Genomic DNA, 22,241 nt, shown 5'->3' with positions numbered 1-22,241 from the left:
TTATGCGAGTCAAATTTTTGAATTTATTTCCGTTTGTATTCATACTGCCAGTAATGTTCTTGTGCACTTCGGCGCATGCCGACGTCACATATGGCTTTGTCCGCATTGCGTGTATCCCCGAGAATGGAATGCTTGATGTCGAATATCGTGGGCTACACGATTCGGTCGTTGATGCAGCTATAACTGGTCAGGTGGATAAATCGGGGATGCTCAGTAAGAACGGCTTTCATGACCCGCATGGGCTTCATTTTCAATGTAAATTGAATGGAGCGGATTACGTTATTTCTGCCGAACAAGATACGATATCCAATCGGATGTGCGGAGGTAGCTCGGATATTTACTTAAGCCTTGCACGCAATGGCGTTGCATTGATACGTAACGTGGTGTTTGGTAACAGCTGTTATGGGCTACCGTCATTAACTCAATTTACGCTTGGCGAGGGATCATCCGTGCGTGACAATAGAGAAGCGAAATTTTGCTTCTCTCTGGGAGAGGAAACGACGGCGGACAAATGTGAATGGATATTCGGTACAGACGAATTCGAAAAACGACTCCCGATAGACCAAGCGGCCATTACACATAAGTTCGCCCCGAAGCAATGAACCGGCAATTCACGGTTTGCGCGTAGGTTAGTCCTAAGAAGCAATATGGAAATCTCAAAAACAACCATTCCGAATAACGATTGGAAAAATAACTAAGAGAGAGATTCGCGCCGTTCTGATTTCTTCACAAAAGTTGCCCACCTTCATTCCATGCTGGCCTAACATCAGCCACTAAAAAAGTTCAGCGTGGGTACCGGCACGTACAAAGTTAATTATATTGCCGTCGCATTCATAGATCAGGAGAAAGTCGCCGCCGATATGGCATTCGCGATAATCCGACCATTCCCCCTTGAGAGGATGATCGTGCCATTCCGCGCCCAGTGGCACGTCATTGTCTATCAATAAAAGCATCGCTTCTTTGAGGCGCTTCATATCGTAACGGCCCGAATGTGAAAGACGCTCCCAATCTTTGATAAAGGCCTTGGTGTAATCGGAACCTCGCGGCAGCGGCGCTCGCTTACTTGCTGCTGTTTTTTTCAAGGTCATTGAATAAGGCGTCGGCGGAAGTAAAGCGAGAGCGGCGAGAAGCCATCATGGAGCGAGATTCCGCCATAGCCGCGCGGGTTTCCGCGTTTGGCACTTTGAGTTCAAGGGGAAAAGCTTGATCGACGATCACCCGATGCAAAAACAAACGAACCGCATCGGACATCGATAGCCCCATCAAAGCAAGCGCCTCGGTTGCTTGCACTTTCGTTTCATCATCCACGCGCACGTGGAGCATTGAGGTTGTAGTAGCCATGATGCGTTAATCCTCCCATTTAGTCTGCCTATTATGTAACTCACTTGAGATACAGTCAAGTATCTGCAATTGATTCTGGCCTGTCACTATTTGTGAAATGCTGTATTTTCCTGCAACTCGAGAAACAATATTGAGCGCCATAACTCATTAATTCCAACCTTAAAATGCCCTATTTAGGGCATTTACAGCGCTGAATTAAAGTTATAGCCTGTTAAAGGATATTAATTTGTAACTTTTAAATCAGTCTTGCATTGCCGTGAATTGAACGGGCTCCAACCCAAAATTGAGTTAAGAATTATTGGAAGGAATTACGCAAAATGAAGTCAAAGTCCAAACCGCTGGCGACCATTACAATTTCAGCCACCCTCTTAGCCGTGCTGATCGTTGGCGCTGGTTCCTATTGGAGCAACGCTGCACCGACGTCGCCCACTTCAGTTCAAGTCGCCCTTCAGACTAGTCCTGAAAAACCAAAAGGACAGCAGTGGTTTTCTGTCTCCAAGGGTTCGCCCCCTGTTGCCAATAGGGAGAGCAGATTCATGGATGCGGACGGAGCTATAGTAGATTTAAATGGCCTGACTGTTAGCCAATACGTCAACACTCTTTATGATGCAGCAAACAAAGGCGATAAAAAAGCGGCATATAACATCTACAAAGCCGAGTCGATATGCGAAAGCATCACGCCTATGCAACAAAACATGAGGGAAATGTCGGCCGCCAATGACCCGAATTTTTTCACGTCTATCGAAGCGTCCATCAATGATGTCCAAGCAATTTGCGCAGATTTAAATAGCGGCACCAGAGAGCGTTTGAATTATTTATTAATCGCAGCAAAGGGTGGAGTTGCTCCCGCTGCGATCGCTTATGCTTTCGAACCACCCGAAGGGTTCGACGCCTTTCACATTAAAGATATCGACCTGGCCGATCCACGGGTAATTCAATGGCAACAAGACGCTGTTCGCTATCTGACTCAATCTGCTACGCAAGGGAATGTAGCTACATTAAATTTACTTTCGGGATTTTATGCAAACGGCCAGATGGCGCCAAAAAACCTTCAATTAGCCTTGACCTACGAGATCGCGTCGCTGGAGCTACGTAATGAAAACCTCAAAAATGAATTTATTACCAAGCTATCCGATCAGTTGACGCTCATTCAAGTCAACGCAGCGACCACCTCCGCAAATCAGCTCGTTAATTCTTGCTGCAATAAACATGCATTTTAAATTTCCCTAATGGCCTGAAAGAATGATCGATTCTTGCCTTACAGAATGATTTAAAGGTTTCCCTTACTATCCGACGACGTTGCGTATATTGTGAAGATAGGATTTTTTATATATCCCAACTCCGATATAGATTCATTGCCATGTCTCTGATTGCGACACAGAAAAAATCGATATGGACACGCCATGCCATCGTGCTGGTGATGATTTTTTTGATCAGCGCCATGCCCGTGTTTGCCGAGCAAACAAGTGCCCCGTCCACAGTCTTATTTTACCCACGACCAGAAATTAATGACGACAGCCGTGGCGTATTTCCTCTGCACGTGTTGCAGCTTGCGCTTTCCAAGGTAACAACTAAATATACGTTAACGCCAACCAACAGCGTCATGGATCAGGATCGGGCACTGTTGCAAATGGAGACACCAAACGGTGGAATGGATGTGGTCTGGACCATGACATCCATTGACAGAGAAAGCCGATTTACCCCTATCCGCATTCCTATTGATAAAGGGTTGATCGGCTGGCGACTGCCGATAATTTCACAGAAAGACCCTGAAAAATTGAAGCCGGTATTTTCCGTCAATGATCTGAAAAAGTTTATCGCTTGCCAAGGTCACGATTGGCCGGACACATCTATCCTGCGGGCGAATGGATTGCGCGTTATGGTCGATCCTCACTATCAGAATTTATTTCGGCTAGTCGCTGAAGCTCAGGCAGATTACTTCCCAAGATCAACACTTGAAATATGGAATGAATTAGATGCGCATAAAACCGAAGGCCTCATGCTGGACCCATATCTGGTGATTAATTACCATGCCGCTATGTATTTTTTCGTTAATAAATCAAACCAAAAATTGGCGGACGACATCACCAAAGGATTTGAGAAGGCAATCGCTGACCGATCATTCGAGCGCTTATTCCAAAGCGAATATGGAGAAAAAATACGCAAGGCAAATCTTTCCTCAAGGCGACTCATTCATATTGAAAATCCGTTTTTACCGGCAGCCACTCCTATCAACAGAAAGGAACTGTGGTTCATTCCTCCACATTGAAATTAATCCTAGGTAATGTAATTTAGAATGCCCCCGGCGCATTCAGCGGCATAGTTAAAATGAATTGACTTCCCACATCTTTGGTTGAAATTGCGCGAAGTTCACCGGCCAAAATATTGGTAACGATACGATAACAAAACGCCAATCCTAATCCCGATCCGCCTTTGCCAAGCTTGGTAGTGAAAAAAGGATCGAATATACGCACCAGGGTTGCCTCATTCATTCCTATACCATCGTCCGCCACTGTGAGTTCAACTTTGCCTTTATCCACAATAGCGGTTACGACAATACGGCCTTCTGACCGACCTTCAAATGCATGCAAGCTGGCATTTTGAATTAGGTTGGTGACGACCTGGTTAAAGACTTCCGGATAACTGTCGCACTTAATGTGGTCAGGGATGTTGCGTTCAATGACGTGCCCCTTAAAATTAGGTCGTAGCACTTCAATGACGCTGTGAATTTCATGAGAAAGATCAAAGGTGCGGCGGCATTCTGAAGTCTGATCGAGTGCCAGGTTTTTAAAATTTTTCACCAATTCGGCGACCCGATTAACTGAACGCTCCAGCAATTTCACCATGTCATTAGTGCTTTCAATCCACGAGAGAAGCGAAGGGCGTGACAGGTTACCGGTATGTATTTGCTGATCTAGTTGGGTCACATGATTTTCCAGCGTGGAGGTTAGCATTACGGCATTGCCAATCGGGGTATTAATTTCATGCGACACGCCTGCCACCATAAAGCCGAGTGAGGCAAGTTTTTCAGATTGCATCAAATCGTTCTGGGTGACGCGAAGATGCGATAAGGTCTCAGAAAGTTCTTGGGTTCGTGTGTGCACACGTTCTTCAAGCTCATTGTTTAACGCTTGCAAGGCGTCACGACTTTCTTTTATCGTGAGCATATCGCGCTCCTGATTCTGCCAGGCGCGACGGATAAAATGGACAAAAACGACAGCACAGAAGATAAAAACAGAAACGATCCCAATTTCCACCCACATTTGCTTTTTCCATCCGGCGAATGCTGCTTCGCGAGGAATGGCGACCAAAATAATAAAACCGTACTTTTGACTTTGTACATATGAATACGTTTTAGAGATAGGGTCGGCGCTGGCACTATCGCTAATATACGTTCCTTCCAATGGGTTTTTTTTAGCAGCGGCCAAATAAGCATCGGAGATGCGTTTATCTCCAATGGGAATCGAATTGGGAATACCAAAGACAACACGAGCGATAGATTCCAATGTTTTATTTCGCAGCGCTATGCTTCCACCTTTGGGTAATGCAATGTGTCGACCAAGCATGGATTTAATTTCATCAATTGGGATCGACGCGGCAATGACACCACCAAAAGATCCGTCTGATTTGTGAATCCGGCGTGAAAACAGCCAGATCCATTTGTGGCTATACCGGCCTTGAATTGGAGTGGAAATATATAACCCCGAATCAGGATGGTTACGTATGCTCGTAAAGTAGGGTCGATCAGCAACATTCACAACGGATTGTTCTGGATCTTTTCCATAGATCATGTCGCCTTTTTCATCCGTGGCATGAAGATCTACATGACCAGGCAGGCGTTCGCGTTCTTCTTTTAAATTGCGATCAATTATTGCATGATCGTGTGTATCACTGGCCTGCAGGGCAACCAGTTCATCTGCGGTATCGAGTAGAGCTATATCGATGGTGTCTAACAGTCCGTCAATACTAATGACAAGAGAGCTGGCCAAGTTGTGTGTTTCGGAATTAACCTGATTTTCAGCCAATTGATAATCATAAGTCAGCGATAACACCGCGATGATCACAATCAGTGAAATGACAATAGCATTTAGATAGTTTAATACGGCAGACTGCCATCGAAAACTATTGAAATGAACGAATGGATTATTAATAGCATGCACGGAAATTTACATTCACTCTTGCTAACTATTTTTAGTTTTAACAAAATTTCATATACCCCTGATTAACTGTAGTTTTCTCTGTTAAAAATGCAAGGTTATTCCATTTTTCACCGTTGTTTTGCGCTAAATAAGCCTTTGTTTTATCAAAATTAAGAGTAGATGGAAAAACCATTGAAGACGTAAAAAATTTCAAAAATAGGAGACGTATATGAAAACTCCTCTTTTTTCGATTTTTTCATCAAATAACTCCCCGGTAAATACACAAGAAAAATCTGGAAGAAAAACAGCGTGCTAAAAAAATGCCGCCCCGGAACAACAGGTGCGGCATTTTACGAGGCAGAAGATGCAAAGTTAACGGAGAACCCAATTGCCCGGTTATCCGAGTCAGGCTTATTTAAATTTGTAGTTCAAACTTAAACGTAACATACGGCCCATAGCGTCCTGTGTATTAGGAGGAAACAAGCCGTCCTGACCGAATGCCCTAAAGTCAGGTGCAGCCTTTTGTTGGAATATATTAATAATATTCAACCCTAAAGCCAGGTTTTTGATGCCAGTGTAGGACAACGCATAGTCGGTTGTTCTATTGGAAGCAACCCGGCATTGCGTGGCGCTGAATCCGGAACTTGCGCAGCCTGCTATGCTCCATGTGGTGTCGGACTGACCTTGCTGTGAATCATAGCCACCAGTGTAGTTATAACGCAGTGAGTTGGAGAAACTCTGGAAGTCCCAGATCGCCGTAAAATTGGCCACCATATGCGGGAAGCCATATTGCCCAACCAGATTTTCCGATGCCGTGCTGATCGACGTATCGTAATAGCTAATTGTGTACGTGCCATCAAGAACACCAGATAGCTTGCCCCACGTACCGATAGATTGAGTCGCCTTAAGCGCAATATCCACGCCACTGGTGCTTTGCTCAGAGATATTCTCCAGACTTTGCGACATGTTCAGAATCGGGCCTGCAGTCACACCGTATTTGGTAAAGTCATTCTGCCCACCGAGTAAGCCGTCATTGGCGCTGAACGTCTGGTCGCCATTGGGATTGAACGGCGCCCGATTGACATTCGAACCTGGGGTAGCAACGCCACTTGCAGCATTGGTGATTACTTGCTGTGCTGACGGAAGTCCGATTGTATTGCTTCGATCAATATGCCAGTAGTCCAACGATGTGCTGTAGCCTTTAACCGGCTCAAACACCAATCCGAATGAAAAACTTTTTGAGGTTTCAGGTTTTAAGTTTGGATTGTTTAGTACTGCTTCTGGAATAGAGTTACTGCATTCATTTTGGATCACCTGTTGTTGTTTTGCGCTGATTACCGCAGAGTTTCCTGCATTACCTAAATCGTTGGCCAACGCGGATGCCTGTGCGCAGCGCAGTGGATCGGCAATACCTGGTGCAAATGCGGTTTTAAGTGATGTAGCGCTTTCCACCAGGTTAGGCGCTCTGAACCCCTGTTCATATGTGGCGCGCAGCAACAGTGAATCAGCTACTTTAAATCGCCATCCGATTTTTGGTGAAAAATGCGTGGATATTTCTGGATATTTATCCAGCCGCAGTGCCGGACTCAGTTCCATGTCTTTGATAACAGGAACATTCAATTCTGAATAAAGCGATTCAATATTACGTGAGGCACTGGCGGTGCTGATTCCGTAACCGACGATGTCGCCATCTTGTAGGTTCTGACTAACGCCAAGATTCATCGATTCGTGCCTGAGTTCACCACCCAGGTTGAAATAAACCGGCCCGGCTGGCAGCGTATATAGGGGGCCATTAATTTTGGCATCAACAAACTCAGCTTGAGTTTTACCCGTGTTACTAAAGACCGGGAATAAGGTATTCAACACCGCAGGACTATTTCCCCCTCCAAGATGATAGCCATTGGGTTGATTAAAAAAGTTCGGATCATTGGCCGTATACGCGCCCACATTCGGATTGATAACGTTGGGATTGAAATTATTGTAGTCACCAATTTCGCTGATAAAACCTGAAGAGCTGAATGCCCCGCCCTGTTGTGCAGAAGTGACCTTGGATTGGGTTATTCCAGCAGCCGTTTCCCACTCATAACTACCAACGCTGCCGCGCAATCCGCCGAGCACACGGAACTGAGTACCGTCAATATTATTGATGTTCGGTACATCAGTGAAGCGATAAAGCAGCCCTGCGCCTGCATCACCGGTCGGATTGATCGGGCTAGTCGCCGGCAATCCCAAATAGTTGAATGTCAGTGGTTGCCCGGTTGTTGGATTTGCCCAAATGATGGGCGTCGGGCTACTGCCAAAAGTGTCATTCCTGGAGGAGTAATAGGTTTTGGATTTGGACAGGAGCGCTTCTGCGAAGGCCTGAGTGCCGCCGCCCAAATTGAAGGTGCCGGATGCATAATAATTTTGCCGATCTGATTCAGGTACTACCTGTGTGCCGGAATAACGATCCCATGTACAAAGTCCATTAGTTATTAAATTGGGAGCACAGCCAGGACGCGGCTGCGTATTTGCACCGTCAAGAATATTGCCGGGATTAGAGTAACCGGAAAATTGGCCAAAATCGGCTGACGATGCAGTAAGTGATTGATTGGTGTAATTAATCAAACCATTCCAATTCACGCTGTCCCGTTTGAAGAAATCGGCGTTCACCATGACGTTGAAACCATCTTCATTCAAATCACCGAAACCGGCGGTAATGGAAGCTTTATTGGTATTAAACGTATGGCTTTGCAATGAACTTGTTCTATCGGCGCTAACATCGACACCTTGATAATTGGTACGGGTAATGATGTTAATCACACCGGCTACTGCGTCAGAACCGTAAATGGCCGATGCACCGCTTTTTAACACTTCCACCCGATCAATTGCATCGATAGGGATCGTGTCCACATTGCTGAATACGTCGGTAAAGTTGGCAAATCCGTAAGTGGCAATGCGACGTCCATTGACTAAAACCAGTGTTGATTGTTCACCCAGATTACGCAGCGATGCGCTGGACGAGCCGGGGGCGAAAGTATTGTTACCGGCGATATCGGTTAAACCCGAATTAGGATTGTTAGGGTTGGTAGATGAAGAGAGATTGGCGATCAGGTCCGATACATTGGTGACACCCTGTCTGGTAATGTCTTCACGTTTGATGATTTGTACTGGCGAAGCCGTTTCAGAATCAACGGTCTTAATGTTTGAGCCGGTGATAATGACTTTCTTGACGTTGGTGTCAGCATCGGTGTCGGTATTTGCCACCTGTTGCGCATGTGCTGTCATTAATGTGGTGCTGGCAAGAAGTGTCAGCGCAACGCGAACAGCTGTAACGATTACTTTAAATTCACAATTCATTTGTCATCCCTTAAGTTATTAGATTAGGTTTTTAAACTGATTGAATCGGCTTCATTACAAATGGGACTTACACAACGCCGCTGAAGCAGTTTTGCGTAAGTCCTAACAAATATTGACATTGCATTATGCTACTTCCCGTTACTTGTATTAAGTGCTTGGTTGTAGGATGACAACACAAATAATCTGCTCTCTGCAAATAAATGCAAAATTCCTTCAAACAAAATAAAACGGAATTTAATTCTGAATTGTTTAATCGCGCCGCGTATATCGTAAAATGAAAAATGCATATCCACGGCGATGCGCGAGATAAATAGAGAAGACCGCGATAGATGGTAAGCGTTGATGCATTCACCCAATGCACAACCAGGCGAGTCCAACTATGAGGCTGTAAAAACCGTTCGGAAATCACGGTGTTTGATGGGATGACGTAAAAGGAAAAATCCAAATCCTATTGCCAGCATACTTTAGTATAGTTTTTCAATTATTCACTTATACCCCAAACTCTACTCAGAGAGGAGGGTAAAATATACTGTCTAAAAACACTTTTTCATCGATGGGAAGCCATTGGATACGTTAAAAATATCAAAAAATAGGGGCGTATATGAAAAACTCAACAATTCCACCTTTTTCATCAAATAACTATCCGTAAACCGCGCTGCTCCATGCACTTCAGCAGCAGTGCAAAAATTCCGGTGAATGCGCAGGAAAACATCAGCGACGCAAATTCAGGGCTGACTGACCCCGTCAACGGCTGCGCAAATAAATGCGTATAAAGCGGCTGAAATGCGCCCGTGCCATACAACAAACAAATGCCTATCCATGAACCCGCGTAAGCGGCAATCGCATTAATACCAAAACTTTTCCCTAGTGCCGGCCAGTTTTTTTGATCAATTAAATAATGCATCAAGCTGATCGCTAACATGCCAAAACCCGCCGTCCACAACACAAAAGACGAACTCCATAACTGTTTATTGAGAGGGAAGTTCAGTGACCAAACGCCGCCCAAACTAATCGACACGATTCCGCCGATTATCATTTTTTGCAACTGCCCGGTGCGCAGCCATTCACCGACGCGCACGCCAAGCAAAACCGTGGCTAGCGCAGGCAAGGTACTGAGTATGCCTTCCGGGTCGTGCGCTATGCCGGTTGCCGGGTCAAACTGATAGGCACGAGCGCCGAGTAATAAAGTATCAATTTTATCGACCAGATTAAACCGTGGCTCAACCACGCCACCTAACAGCGCCCAATATCCCAGCAAAATTGCGGCAATAATACCCCACTGAATTCGTGCATCGCGTATCCAGATATGGCATAAACCAACCAACGCAAAACACAACCCGATACGCTGCAACACACCCATAACGCGAAACGCACGGCCGTCAATTAACCAGCAGGCAATCAGGTGTAACACCAGTCCCAACAACACAATACGTGCACCACGAAATACGACGGATTTGCTCAGTTGCGGGCGATTGCTCCCCGCATCGAGCTTAGACGCCAGAGCTAGATTCAGCGACACGCCAACAATCAATAGAAAAAACGGGAAGATGAAATCGGCCGGATTGCAGCCGTTCCATGCCGCGTGTTCCATCCAGGGATAAACATGGTCCCAATCACCCGCATTATTGACTAACAACATGGCGGCAACGGTGATGCCGCGGAGTGCATCGATAGAAGAAAAACGCGCCATAGTTTTTAGACGTAATTGGTTAAGTGGTTAATTCAAAATACGCTTGCAAGCCCGGCCACTACTATCAAATACATGGCAACGATTCGCAGGTAAATACAGACTGCCTACATCGCATGATTTGAGGGTTGCAGTCTCGGACGATTGTTTTATCGCGATCATCTCTTCCATGCCTTCAATGCGCGCATAGGCAATCGAGGAATCGCCCAGATTTTCTACCAGTACAACCTTCACATTAACCTGGTTGGTCTCAGCGGTGGCAGCGGCTTTCAAGACGATATGTTCAGCACGAATTCCCAAACTCACTTGCTCGCCAACCGCGAGCGCATCGCCTTGCGCAGCAGCGTGCACCAGCGCACCGTCCGATAATTTCAACACTACTTCAGTTGCACTGTTTGACACCACCTGTGCCGGTAAAAAATTCATTTTTGGCGCGCCCAAAAAACCCGCAACAAATAAATTGGCCGGATGATCGTATAACTCTAACGGGCTACCGACCTGCTCAATATAACCACCGTTAAACACCACTATCCGCTCACCCAGAGTCATCGCTTCCACTTGGTCATGTGTCACGTAAATCATCGTGGTCTTTAATTTTTGATGCAGACGGCTGATTTCCAAGCGCATTTGCACCCGCAAGCTCGCATCCAGATTTGATAACGGCTCATCAAACAAAAACACTTCTGGCTTACGCACAATGGCGCGCCCAATTGCTACCCGTTGACGTTGGCCGCCGGATAAATCTTTTGGTTTGCGTTTGAGTAAATGAGCGATTTGCAAAATACCAGCGGCTTGCTGCACCGCGGTTTCTACCTCGGCCGCTTTCATGCCCGCCAGTTTCAAGCCAAACGCCATGTTTTCATACACCGACATGTGCGGATATAAGGCATACGATTGAAACACCATCGCTAAACCGCGCTTGGCAGGAGCAATATCGTTGGCGAGTTTTCCACCGATAGTCAGTTCGCCGCCGGTAATACTTTCCAGCCCGGCGATCATCCGCAACAAGGTTGACTTGCCGCAGCCGGAAGGCCCAACAAACACCACAAATTCGCCGTCACGAATATCCAGATTGATACCGTGGATGACTTCAGTGCCGTCGTCAAAATGCTTGACGATGTTGGTAAGTTTTACTTGCGACATGTCTCTGATCCTTGTTATTTATTTTGCTTATTTACTTTGATTATTGTTTCAGTGGTAGGGTGGGCACAGATTCATCGTGCCCACGCGTTACCGTTGATTCTTCAACCCCATAAATAAAATCTATTGTTTATCTACCGTTACGCGTGGGCAGGGAAGGAGCATCGCCTTGCATGGCGATGCCGTTCCGCAGGCGAGGTGCGTGCACCTCGAATTCCCTACTCCACCGTGCCCACCCTACCGACTGGCAATATTAGTTAATCAGCGAAGGGCACCCACAAGGGATGCCCCTACATTTACGCACGTCAGTTTATTTAACCGCGCCATCCATGCCCCGCATAAAAAACCGTTGCGTAAAAATGAACGCCACCAAGATCGGGACAATCGTCAATATCGTCCCCGCAGCAATCACCCTCGTGCTGCTGCCGTAGGCACCGCGTAAATACAGAATCCCGGCTGACAATGGAAAAGACTCCGGCTTACTTAATACAATCGACGGCCAAATGTATTCATTCCATGCTTCTACTGCCGACAAAATTCCCACCGTCGCTAACCAGGGGGTAATTAATGGCAGCACAATTTTCCAAAAAATAATCCATTCGGTTGCACCGTCGACACGCGCTGCATCAATCAAATCTTGCGGCACTTCTTCAAAGGCCTGCTTCAATAACAGGATAGAAACCGCATTCACCACATTCGGCAAAATTACACCGGTGTAGGTATTCACCAAACTCAATTTGGTGAGCGTAATAAAGTTGGTCAGGAAGTTGACTTCCGACGGCAACACCATGGTCGCGATGATTAAACCGAACACCAGTTTGCTGCCTTTAAATTTCATGCGCGCCAACGGATAGGCAGCCAAGGAACAGACCAGTAATTTCCAGAACACGGTGGAAATAGTAATGATTAGCGAGTTTCTATAAAACAGCCACATGGGAATGGAACGGAACACTTCAATAAAATTTTCTAGTGAAGGTGCTTGCGGCCAGAAGGTCGGTGGAAACGCAAAGATATTTCCCTCGGTAGAGATGGCCGTTACCAACGTCCACCAAAATGGAAATACGCACAGAACGGCGAGCGCGGTTAGCAGCAGATACTGACCTGCCAGCGAGAGTTTTTTAGTTGGAATTCGCATAAGTCTTAACGATGTTTTGGTTTTAGATAACGCAGACACAGCATCGCAATGGCTATACAAAACAGCGACACCACCAAACTCGCCGCTAAACCGCGTGGCAATTTAAGATGTTTCAAACCCTGATCGTAGGCATAATAAAGCGCGGTAAAAGTGGAATTCATCGGGCCGCCTTGCGTCAGCACATCCACTTCCTGATACGCTTTTAATGCTGCCAACACCGACATAATGGTGCACACCATAATCGTCGGATACAACATCGGCACGGTGATTTTCCAAAACCGTTGCCAACGATTTGCACCATCCAAAATTGCCGCTTCTTGCATCTCAGCCGGAATAGATTGCAAACCCGCCAAATACATCACCATGTACCAGCCCAAGCCGCGCCACAACGTGACGAACATAATCGCAAAAATGGCAATGGCATCGTCAGACAACCAGCCGACCGGCGCATTCACTGCATGAATTTTCAGCAGAATGTAATTCAAGGTTCCATGCTCGTGAAACATAAAGCCCCACATAATCCCGACCACAGAAACGGTAGTCACGACCGGCACATAATAGGCGGCACGAAAAAACCGGATACCATGCAACTGGTTGTTAACCAGCACCGCCAAAGTGATGGCACCGATTTGAATAAACGGCACGATTAACAAAAACAGCACCGAGTTTTTCATCCCGGTTAAGAACATCTCGTTGTCGAAGATGTAGCGGAAATTATCCAGACCAACCCAGTGCGTTTCCTTGACCAGGCTAAAATCGGTAAAGGCCAGGAATGAACCAAAGCCCACTGGCCAGAAGGAAAATAGCACCAATAAAACCAGCGCCGGAGTCAGGAATAAATACGCTTGCAAGGAATGTTTATTTGAAGTTTTCAATTTGAAGTTTTCAATTAGTGGGCTTGTTGTTGCAGCTTCTTATTCCAGATTCGCACCGCCTCATCCAAGGCTTGTTGAATGTCTTGTTTGCCCGTCATACCGGCTTCCACTGCTTTCACCATAACGCGGCGCATTTCATCGTAATCATCCAATCCAGCCACATATAAACTGCGTGAAAATTTCATCGAAGCGGCGGCAATTGGCAACGCTTGTTCCGCCGCACTGGCATGCGCTGGCGTTTGCATAAAATAAGGATTAGCCAATGCCTGCACCGTGGTTGGCATCACACCAGCGAGCTTGGCGAATGCAAGTTGATTTTCATCATTGGTTAAAAACTCGGCAAAGGTTGCGATGGCGGGATACAACTTGGGATTCACCCCTTTAGGCACAGCGTAATGAAACATCCAGCCGCCATCGGCATTATTGGTCGGCCCTAGTGGTGCAGGAGCTACTTTGGTCACGGCATAAATATCTTTAGCATCTAACTCAATCCGTTTTAGTGCCGTCGGTGCGGATACCAACATGCCCAGCCGTCCGCCTTTATAGGCATCAATCGCGCTAGGGAAACTGTCTTCAGAAAATAATTGGTCTTTTAAAATTCCACCAGCTTGGTAAGCATCGGCCAGTTTTTTGATGAGGGCAACATGCTGCGGCGAGTTAAAAACAGCGCGGCCGTTTTTAACCACATCCAAACCCTGCTGTAAAAAAAATCCGTCTATTTTCCCCAACGTTGGTGCGTAGCCAGCTTTGCCTGTTTTGGCATAAATTTGTTTGGCGAAGGCCAATTCTTCGGCGAGACTTTTGGGCGCTTGTTTTAAACCAGCTTCTGCAAAAATGGCGCTGTTATAAGCAATGACGTTGACGTTGCTGTAATGCGGGAAGCCATAGATGTGGCCATTAAAGGTTAAGTCTTCCAGTGCGGCTTTGGTGTACATGGCTTTGTTAAGCATCATGCTGTCCACTGGCACAATTAAACTGTCGCGCGCATATTCCTCTGCCCACGGCACGTTGAGGTTAACTAAAGAAGGTGGAGTACCAGCCGCGATGGCGGTAATTAATTTAAGCTGCAAAATATCCCAGGGAAAATCCACCCATTCGACTTCAATTCCGGGATGTTGCGCTTCAAATTTTTGGACTATTTGCTGAAAATACGGAATGAATTTTGGCTTCATGCTTAAAGTCCAAAGTTCTATTTTTTGCGTAGGTGCGGCTAGCGCACTTGGAACAAGAATGAAACTAAATGACACCAGACAGATTGCCAATACCAGTTTGACCGACGCTGCTAACCACGAAAACTTCATCTTGATGAGACTCCTGTGCAGAATGCAAAACTTGCCATAGACGATCAATAAATGTCTGTTATGGGCTTACGTAAAATTGTTCCAGCAAGGCGCTCCGACGCAGACAGTACTTTAGTACGGCAAGGAGAGAGCAACGCCGCTGGGGCGATTTTAGGTAAGTCCCGCTTAATTGGTTTTAGTCACTTTGCTTAAATGACGCGGCTTGTCTGGATTCAAACCACGCGCTAATGACAACTTGGCAGCCATCACATAAAACGCTTGAATCGCCACTATCGGGTCTAAATCCGGCGTTGCTGCAACCGGAATCGTCAGATTACGTTCGCGAATATCAGCCGGTGCGGCTAACAACACGCGCGCACCACGGCCACGCATTTCTTCGGCCAGTTTAATTAAACCGGCCTGCGTTGGGCCACGTGTTGCAAAAATCATGAGTGGATAACCTTCATCAATTAAAGCCATAGGACCATGCTTGATTTCTGCGCCGCTAAAAGCTTCGGCTTGAATTGCGGACGTTTCTTTAAACTTTAATGCGGCTTCCAAAGCAACCGGGAAGCTGATCCCACGCCCTACGACCATGATGTTATTGGCAGGAGTAAGCACATCAATCGCTTCGGCCCAATCTATTTCTGTTGCGGCATGCAATGCAGCTGGCAACACGGCTAAAGCGGCTAAAAATTCCGGGTCATTGTGCCAATGGCCCGCCAACTGAGCTGCAGCCACTAAACTCGTAATAAAACTCTTGGTAGCGGCAACGCTTATTTCTGCACCGGCATGTAACGGTAAACACCATTCTGCGGCACATGCTAACGGTGAACTGGCGTCATTCACCAAGGCCACAGTAGTCGCGCCACCTTCACGGAAATAACGGATCGGCTCAATCACATCCGGGCTTTGCCCAGACTGTGAAATGGCTATGGCCAACGCGTCTTTGGCATGTAACGGTGCATTCATCAACGTAACTAAGGACATCGGCAAAGAAGCGACGATACGCCCCAGGCGCGACATAATTAAATACGCCGCATACGCTGCCGCATGATCTGAACTACCGCGTGCAATAGTCAGTACCGATGTCGGCGGTGTGGCGCGCAACGCGGCGCCCAAGTCGGCAAAGCGTGCGCCTTCTTGTGTTAGCTGAGTCGCGACAAATCCTGCCGACGAACACGCTTCTTCATGCATTAATGAGGTCAATCTTTTCTCCTTCGACAAACACGGCGATTAAATTTAATTCACGATCTAACACAACAAGGTCGGCATAACTTTGCTGCTGCAAACGACCGCGCTCCGTTAAGCCCATATAGTCGGCGGCAAAAGTAGAAACCCGCTTCGACGCATCGGCTAACTCCAGCCCGATACTGACCAAATTACGTAAAGCCTGGTCCATCGTTAATGTGCTGCCGGCCAACGTACCATCAGCCAGGCGCACACCGCCCATGCATTTATGTACTTGCTGACGGCCGAGCATGTATTGCCCGTCCGGCATACCGGATGCAGCGGTGGAATCGGTCACGCAATACAGATGTGGAATAGCTCGCATCGCGGCTTTAATTGCACCCGGATGCACGTGCAGTAAATCAGGAATAATTTCAGAGTAGTTGGCATGAGCCAGTGCGGCACCAACCATGCCCGGTGCGCGATGATCAAGACGCGACATGGCATTAAACAAATGGGTAAATCCGGCGGCGCCATTTTCTAACGCGGCCACGCCTTCTTCGTAAGTTCCCAGTGTGTGGCCTAACTGCACCTTCATGCCCATTTTCGTGAGCTCACTGATCAGGGCAAGATGCCCGTCCATTTCCGGTGCGACGGTAATTAATTTAATCGGCGCAATCGCATTTAAATTTTGTACGTCAGTCAAGGTCGCTGTTTGTGCGTAATTAGGCTGGGCACCAAGTTTGTTTGGGTTGATGTATGGGCCTTCCAAGTGCACGCCCAAGATACGCGCCATGCCGTTACCATGATTTTTCAGCGCATGATTAATTCCCTGTAGCGCCGTTTCCAAATCAGACATCGGTGCTGTCATGGTGGTTGCCAGCATGCAGGTAGTGCCATGCTGCGCATGCATACGTGCAATAACCTGCGCAGCATCCCCTGCTTCCATCATGTCTTTACCACCTGCGCCATGCACATGCAGGTCGATAAAGCCCGGTAAAATATAGGGCTGATCATTCTGCGCGGGATCAACTGCATTACCTTGAATGGCGATAATGCGCTGATTAAAGTCAATTGACCCCGACACCCAACCTTGGGGCGTCAGAATATTTCCATGCAATTGCGCATTGCTTTGTTCTAAGCCACTCATCTAAACAGCTCCGCCACAAAGTCGTAATAATCGCTACGGCAATAGGAATGCGTCAGCTCAATCGCAGCGCCGTTGGAATGATAACCAACCCGGGTAATAAACAGCATGGCGGCACCCTGTTTAATTCCGGCTAATTTAGCTTGTTCTGGCGTCGCATTCACGGCACGTATGTGCTGCAAAGCGCGGGTTGGCGCAGCGCCGTGTGTATCTAAGTAGCCGTATAAACTATCTGTTACTGCTTTTGGGTTGGGTAAATATTGTGCCGGAATAGTACTGCTTTCAATTGCCATCACCACGTTGTCGGCCGTACGCAAACGCTTTAAACGTGACACAACCGTGTTCGGCGACAAACCCAAGGACAAAATTTCTTCCGGTGCTGCAACGCCGGTTTCACGCGAAATCCATTGCGAACCCGGCACAAAACCGCGCTGACGTAATTCTTCACTAAAGTTGGTTAATCGCGATAAAGGTTGCTCTAATTTTGGGGTAATAAAAGTGCCTGAACCTTGGCGTCTGGTGAGCATGCCTCGCTCACACAACATGTCTATCGCTTTACGAGCGGTCACGCGAGAAATACCGAGTTGTTCGGATAGCGTGCGCTCCGAAGGCAATGCTTCGTCTGGTTGCCAAATGCCACTATGTATTGCGGTGGCTAACTTATTTGACAGCTGCAGATAGAGCGGGGTGGCGCTTTCACTATCTGGCTTGAAATCGTTTAACGGACTTAACATTGGTTACTTTCTATGACTTTTTAATCAGCAACAATGCTCCTGCTGCTGAATCTCCGTGAGGGGGAACAATGCGATTTAATAAACTGGCCGGCAAATATTTTTCCAACGACTTCGCTAAACCACCGCAAAGCGCGATTGGTAATGTATTGGTCTTATCTAATGCCAACGCAATTTTAACAATTTCCAGCCCCGCTTCTTGCATAATTTGTTCTACAACTGGATTATCTTCTTGATTAGCGTGTACGATAACCAGCGGCGCCAACTGTGCATAACTCCCCTGATTTGCCGCAGCCAACCATGCAAACAATCCATCCCGATTCCCACCGCAGTGCTTAATGACAGCATCTGAAAAAGCACTACCCTGCGCCCTGCCATCCACTACCTGCTGAACATGATTGACTGCCCGCAAACCCAACCAGGCACCACCTGCCTCATCCCCGCACGGAAAACCCCAACCACCGACTTCACACCGACTGCCATCTGCTAACAACGCTTCACCAACACTACCTGTTCCAATTGCCACCATGCCACCCGGGCAACCTTGATGCGCTCCTAGCACGGTGGTATAGGCATCAGTTGCTAATTCCAGCCTGGCGAAGCCGGGATTTTTCTCGGCAAATAGCGCCGCCCATTGCTTATTGTGTACCCCAGCCAAACCCAAGCCAATTGCCATTTGCGAAAACGCTGGAACTGCCTTATCAACACTTAAGAACGCCGCAGTAATTGCGCTTAAAATCGAATTCCAGGCAAAATCGGCACCATTTATTAGTCCGGATGGCCCCGCACTTCCACGCGCCAGTTCAATACCATTACAATCAGCAACGGCTACTCGCGTCCCTGTTCCACCACCATCAACACCAATTAAATAAGTAATTTTGTTTGTCATTCTTTGTTCACACTAGTAGCTAAAGCTCTGCTTAATTTACCCCAACTCAAGAGTAAAATTAATTTGAGTTGCCGACAAGGATTACTTTATGCGCTTCGCAAGTGGCTGTCAATAGGTATTTAAGTGGTATTGCAAAATAAATTGCCTTATCCAAAAAAAATGACGAGGCATTGCCCCGTCATTTTTTGTATTACTGCTTTGCGATTAGAACTTCACACGTGCGCCAGCGTATAGCATCATGCCGTTTTTATACACGCCATGAATTTCAGTCGTATTAGTTTGGTAGGTAGTCAACAAGGGATCAGTCAAATTCTGACCGGAGAATGTGAATGTCAGGTTTTTACTATACGTATAATTTGCCGACAAATTCAACGAACCATTCCCGCTTTGGAAGTAATCAACGCCGCCACTATTCGCCAGCTTGTAAGTATTACGGTATGTGTAAGATAAATTGGTACTGAATTTATCATTCTCAAAGTAAACACCTACGTTATAAGCATTTTTTGAGGTGCCGTACAAACTACAATCTTGCGTTGCTGTTCCATTACATGTGCCCGTCGCCATTTGCGTAGTTTGACGTCCGTCTGTGTAAGTGTAGTTAGCCAGGACACCAAAGCCCAAAGCAAAACCTTGTTGATACGCCAAATCAACACCTGAAAGCTTGCCGTCAACATTGGCAGGCGTGGACATTACATAAGGTTTTATCACACCACCAGCAGATTGATCGGTGTAATTTACAGTGCTTTTTCCGTATGAAATTACACCTTGCAAATCACTTGCAAACACATTCAATGCCAAGACTGATTTAGGAGCGAAATACCATTCCAGCGTGCCATCCAAGTTATTGCTGCGGACAGGAGCCAGATTTGGATTACTACCCACACCCGTTTGTTGCAAATCAGAGATAGAAATACCTGCTAACTGACCAAAATCTGGACGTGACATGCCACGATTCAGCGCAACGCGACCAACCAGACTTGGTGCCAGATCAAAGCGTAAATTCAAGCTAGGTAATACATCAGTAAAGCTGTCTTTATACTCTGGTGCCCCGCCAGGCAAATAAGCGAAAATATCTTCGCTAGTACCAACAATACGAATCCCGACATTACCCGTTATTTTGTCAGTTGGTGCCAGGTTGGCCATAAAATAGCCCGCCTCAGTCGATTCTTTAATATTAAAACTAGACTGTGCAGATGGCTTGTTAAATGTGCCGTATTGGCCTAACCAGCTTTCCACATAGGAATTGCTAATCTTAAATGGCAGATAACCCGGTGTTGGGTTGGTTGGTAAATTCCCATAATAGCCTGATGGGTAATTTCCAATTGCCGAAGCAGGAATAATGCTATCGCTAGCAGTACCAGCCGCTGCGGTGGATACATCGGTCACATTCTGGCTGCGTTCATGTTGCGTTGCACGCAAGCCGAATTGAAGTGACGGAACCATTTCTGAATTCAACTTCCATTTACCGTCAACCTGACCATAGTTTTCGCTATCAGCAGAAACATTATAATCACCCCAGCCACCGATACCGTAACCGTTCGGCACAAAGGTTCCGCCGTTCGGTACATTCAATTGAAAAATACCGTTTGATGCTTGTGAATATCCGACGCCTACATAGCCACTACCCACTTCAAAACCTACGTCAGTCGTTTTACCACCACCTTCAGTGCGGCCAAGTTTGCTGGTCAGCGTTAAATCTTTATCGACTACCCACTTACCATCCACATTCAAAAAGCGTGAATAGGTTTTTGCATCCGGGCGTATCGCAACGTCTTCAATAACGGAATAAGCGCCGGTATTATTGCCACCGAATGCATTCGGTGCAAAGTTGGCGGCAGTAACAGTATTACCGTTCAAGGTATAAGACGATGGTGCTACCGGTGTGTTGCCATTTGCTTTAGTACCGCTAAAGGTATTGATCGTATCGGCCATGTAATTGGTGTTGTAGTTCGCCGCTTCTAATGAAGAGTCGAAGAACGACAAGCCAAATGCCATGTCATTTCTTGGCTTCCATTCAGCTTCTAAATACCCACCCTCACGAGTTCTGGTTTGCTGGAACAGAACCGCGCCACTTAAATAACTAACTTGTGTACCATTTAATGCTGGAATTGCCTGATTTGCCGGAGCGGCATTCCACCACACGCCTTCAGAACCGGCACGCATCAGATCACGCTTTTGATAAAAAACTTGCGCTGTTATACCAAACGTATTGTCGTCATTTTTCCAATTCATCAAAGCGGATAAATTAGGATCTACTTTTTTAGCCGCTGAACCATAATCAGCTTCACCATTAGCGACTACAGTTAACTTGTCTGGGTAGGAAAGTGGTTTGCGCGTATCAATGTCAACCGTACCGGCCATGCCGCCTTCGATCAAATCTGCCTGGCTTGATTTATGCACGACAATTTCACCAACGATATCCGATGGCAACAAGGTGTAGCTCACACTGCGGCTACCTTCAGCCATATTGACGCTATACCAGTCGCCGGATGAGACTGAGTGACCATTTAATGTTGTTAAGGTATATTGCGCAGCCAAGCCACGCAGTTGTACGTGCTCATTTTCACCGAAGGAACCTTCGGCAGCACCTGCACTGGTCGTCGTTACGCCAGCAACGCGGGACAACGAATCTGCCACGTTTTTATCCGGCATTTTCCCAATATCTTCAGCCGTAATAACTTCGACGATAGATTCACTATCACGTTTTTGTGTCAATGATTGCTGCAATGACGCACGTACACCGGTAACGATAACTTGCTCAACCGCTGGAGCCGTTGGCGCTGCTGTTTGGGAAGTATCTGCCTGCTGAGCTTGCGCCGACACGCTCAACATCAACATCGCTACTGCTGATGCTATTGGTGTTAAATTCTTTTTCATTTCATCTCCGTCCATATTGGTCTTCAGAACTATCTTCGACCTGTTTTAATTTTTAGGCTCTTGCCGAATTCCCTGCGATGCCAATGAGTCACAGCTGATGAATCACAGTTTGCAGAACCTACCGATGCCATCGTTATCGATCCACTTTTCAAAACAAACTTAGCGCGCCATTCATCTGATTTTGTTCAGATACGTCATTTTTAAGAAAACTCATTGTTAAGCTAAATGACTTGCAGCAACTTTAGATAGTACAAAAGTGGTTGTCAAGCGGTATCTACGTGGTATTACTTAGTCTTTTATTGGTATCACTTCCAATAACAACACAATCTACTAAGTCATTGATTAATAACAAATTAATTACTTAATTTATGCTGTTTTTCTACAACTGGTATTATTGTCAATTTTTCAGGCATTAGCGATGTGTGTGCCACTTTCTTGACTTTTAATTGTTGTTGCGGCTGCTTTATGGATTCGTTATTCGTAAAGTTAAA

The 22,241-nt window shown here is 46.5% G+C and carries 17 protein-coding genes; 3 read left to right on the top strand and 14 right to left on the bottom strand.

Going from position 1 to position 22,241, the window contains the following annotated elements:
- Window positions 1-2: 2 nt before the first annotated feature.
- Window positions 3-602 carry a hypothetical protein gene (locus S2091_RS02610; RefSeq protein ID WP_105530244.1) on the top strand — a complete coding sequence of 200 codons (600 nt, stop codon included), beginning with the start codon at window positions 3-5 and terminating at the stop codon, window positions 600-602.
- Window positions 603-773: 171 nt separating this feature from the next.
- Here the strand turns inward: S2091_RS02610 and S2091_RS02605 are convergent, their stop codons facing one another.
- Together S2091_RS02605 and S2091_RS02600 are read right to left on the bottom strand one after the other, a co-directional pair.
- A complete protein-coding gene (locus tag S2091_RS02605; RefSeq protein ID WP_105530243.1) occupies window positions 774-1,088 on the bottom strand; it encodes a type II toxin-antitoxin system YafQ family toxin in 315 nt (104 codons plus the stop codon).
- Window positions 1,060-1,341, bottom strand: a complete 282-nt coding sequence (locus S2091_RS02600; RefSeq protein WP_105530242.1) for a type II toxin-antitoxin system RelB/DinJ family antitoxin — start codon at window positions 1,339-1,341, stop codon at window positions 1,060-1,062. Before S2091_RS02600 ends, S2091_RS02605 begins: the two co-directional genes overlap by 29 nt.
- A gap of 317 nt (window positions 1,342-1,658) precedes the next feature.
- Between S2091_RS02600 and S2091_RS02595 the strand changes: the two genes are divergently transcribed.
- Window positions 1,659-2,561, top strand: a complete 903-nt coding sequence (locus S2091_RS02595) for a hypothetical protein (RefSeq protein ID WP_105530241.1) — start codon at window positions 1,659-1,661, stop codon at window positions 2,559-2,561.
- Window positions 2,562-2,701: 140 nt separating this feature from the next.
- Complete coding sequence (locus tag S2091_RS02590) at window positions 2,702-3,610, top strand: type 2 periplasmic-binding domain-containing protein (protein WP_105530240.1); 909 nt, start codon at window positions 2,702-2,704, stop codon at window positions 3,608-3,610.
- A 22-nt stretch (window positions 3,611-3,632) separates the two neighbouring features.
- Here S2091_RS02590 and S2091_RS02585 read toward each other — a convergent pair whose 3' ends face one another.
- The 12 genes from S2091_RS02585 to S2091_RS02530 form a co-directional block, all read right to left on the bottom strand.
- Complete coding sequence (locus tag S2091_RS02585) at window positions 3,633-5,501, bottom strand: ATP-binding protein (protein ID WP_105530239.1); 1,869 nt, start codon at window positions 5,499-5,501, stop codon at window positions 3,633-3,635.
- Between the two features lie 390 nt (window positions 5,502-5,891).
- Window positions 5,892-8,819 (bottom strand): TonB-dependent receptor domain-containing protein, encoded by a 2,928-nt coding sequence (locus tag S2091_RS02580; protein WP_105530238.1) that lies wholly within the window; start codon window positions 8,817-8,819, stop codon window positions 5,892-5,894.
- Between the two features lie 631 nt (window positions 8,820-9,450).
- Window positions 9,451-10,509 (bottom strand): acyltransferase family protein, encoded by a 1,059-nt coding sequence (locus tag S2091_RS02575; RefSeq protein WP_105530237.1) that lies wholly within the window; start codon window positions 10,507-10,509, stop codon window positions 9,451-9,453.
- A 27-nt stretch (window positions 10,510-10,536) separates the two neighbouring features.
- Window positions 10,537-11,649, bottom strand: coding sequence for an ABC transporter ATP-binding protein (locus tag S2091_RS02570; protein ID WP_105530236.1), 1,113 nt, complete (start codon window positions 11,647-11,649; stop codon window positions 10,537-10,539).
- 307 nt (window positions 11,650-11,956) lie between these two features.
- The gene (locus S2091_RS02565; protein ID WP_105530235.1) at window positions 11,957-12,781 is read right to left on the bottom strand and encodes a carbohydrate ABC transporter permease; all 825 of its coding nucleotides are present in this window, start codon (window positions 12,779-12,781) and stop codon (window positions 11,957-11,959) included.
- 5 nt (window positions 12,782-12,786) lie between these two features.
- Window positions 12,787-13,656, bottom strand: a complete 870-nt coding sequence (locus S2091_RS02560) for a carbohydrate ABC transporter permease (protein WP_105530234.1) — start codon at window positions 13,654-13,656, stop codon at window positions 12,787-12,789.
- Between the two features lie 14 nt (window positions 13,657-13,670).
- Window positions 13,671-14,957: an ABC transporter substrate-binding protein gene (locus tag S2091_RS02555; RefSeq protein ID WP_105530233.1), complete on the bottom strand. Its 1,287-nt coding sequence runs from the start codon at window positions 14,955-14,957 to the stop codon at window positions 13,671-13,673.
- Between the two features lie 165 nt (window positions 14,958-15,122).
- Window positions 15,123-16,145, bottom strand: coding sequence for an SIS domain-containing protein (locus S2091_RS02550; RefSeq protein ID WP_243405295.1), 1,023 nt, complete (start codon window positions 16,143-16,145; stop codon window positions 15,123-15,125).
- Window positions 16,126-17,256, bottom strand: a complete 1,131-nt coding sequence (nagA, locus tag S2091_RS02545) for an N-acetylglucosamine-6-phosphate deacetylase (protein WP_105530231.1) — start codon at window positions 17,254-17,256, stop codon at window positions 16,126-16,128. Before nagA ends, S2091_RS02550 begins: the two co-directional genes overlap by 20 nt.
- The gene (locus tag S2091_RS02540) at window positions 17,253-17,987 is read right to left on the bottom strand and encodes a GntR family transcriptional regulator (protein WP_105530230.1); all 735 of its coding nucleotides are present in this window, start codon (window positions 17,985-17,987) and stop codon (window positions 17,253-17,255) included. Before S2091_RS02540 ends, nagA begins: the two co-directional genes overlap by 4 nt.
- 10 nt (window positions 17,988-17,997) lie before the next feature.
- On the bottom strand, window positions 17,998-18,873 hold the full coding sequence (locus S2091_RS02535) for a glucosamine kinase nucleotide-binding domain-containing protein (protein ID WP_105530229.1): 876 nt from the start codon (window positions 18,871-18,873) through the stop codon (window positions 17,998-18,000).
- A gap of 204 nt (window positions 18,874-19,077) precedes the next feature.
- Window positions 19,078-21,750, bottom strand: a complete 2,673-nt coding sequence (locus tag S2091_RS02530; RefSeq protein WP_165794891.1) for a TonB-dependent receptor — start codon at window positions 21,748-21,750, stop codon at window positions 19,078-19,080.
- Window positions 21,751-22,241: the final 491 nt, after the last annotated feature.

The organism is Solimicrobium silvestre (assembly GCF_002976435.1).
Lineage (GTDB): Bacteria > Pseudomonadota > Gammaproteobacteria > Burkholderiales > Burkholderiaceae_D > Solimicrobium > Solimicrobium silvestre.
Note: the sequence above shows the minus strand (reverse complement) of the source record. Positions and strands in the feature narration are given on the sequence as shown.

Coding starts and splice junctions, on each gene's coding strand:
- S2091_RS02610 (WP_105530244.1), top strand. CDS start 3: ATGCGAGTCAAATTTTTGAATTTATTTCCGTTTGTATTCATACTGCCA.
- S2091_RS02605 (WP_105530243.1), bottom strand. CDS start 1,088: ATGACCTTGAAAAAAACAGCAGCAAGTAAGCGAGCGCCGCTGCCGCGA.
- S2091_RS02600 (WP_105530242.1), bottom strand. CDS start 1,341: ATGGCTACTACAACCTCAATGCTCCACGTGCGCGTGGATGATGAAACG.
- S2091_RS02595 (WP_105530241.1), top strand. CDS start 1,659: ATGAAGTCAAAGTCCAAACCGCTGGCGACCATTACAATTTCAGCCACC.
- S2091_RS02590 (WP_105530240.1), top strand. CDS start 2,702: ATGTCTCTGATTGCGACACAGAAAAAATCGATATGGACACGCCATGCC.
- S2091_RS02580 (WP_105530238.1), bottom strand. CDS start 8,819: ATGAATTGTGAATTTAAAGTAATCGTTACAGCTGTTCGCGTTGCGCTG.
- S2091_RS02575 (WP_105530237.1), bottom strand. CDS start 10,509: ATGGCGCGTTTTTCTTCTATCGATGCACTCCGCGGCATCACCGTTGCC.
- S2091_RS02570 (WP_105530236.1), bottom strand. CDS start 11,649: ATGTCGCAAGTAAAACTTACCAACATCGTCAAGCATTTTGACGACGGC.
- S2091_RS02565 (WP_105530235.1), bottom strand. CDS start 12,781: ATGCGAATTCCAACTAAAAAACTCTCGCTGGCAGGTCAGTATCTGCTG.
- S2091_RS02555 (WP_105530233.1), bottom strand. CDS start 14,957: ATGAAGTTTTCGTGGTTAGCAGCGTCGGTCAAACTGGTATTGGCAATC.
- nagA (WP_105530231.1), bottom strand. CDS start 17,256: ATGAGTGGCTTAGAACAAAGCAATGCGCAATTGCATGGAAATATTCTG.
- S2091_RS02540 (WP_105530230.1), bottom strand. CDS start 17,987: ATGTTAAGTCCGTTAAACGATTTCAAGCCAGATAGTGAAAGCGCCACC.
- S2091_RS02535 (WP_105530229.1), bottom strand. CDS start 18,873: ATGACAAACAAAATTACTTATTTAATTGGTGTTGATGGTGGTGGAACA.
- S2091_RS02530 (WP_165794891.1), bottom strand. CDS start 21,750: ATGAAAAAGAATTTAACACCAATAGCATCAGCAGTAGCGATGTTGATG.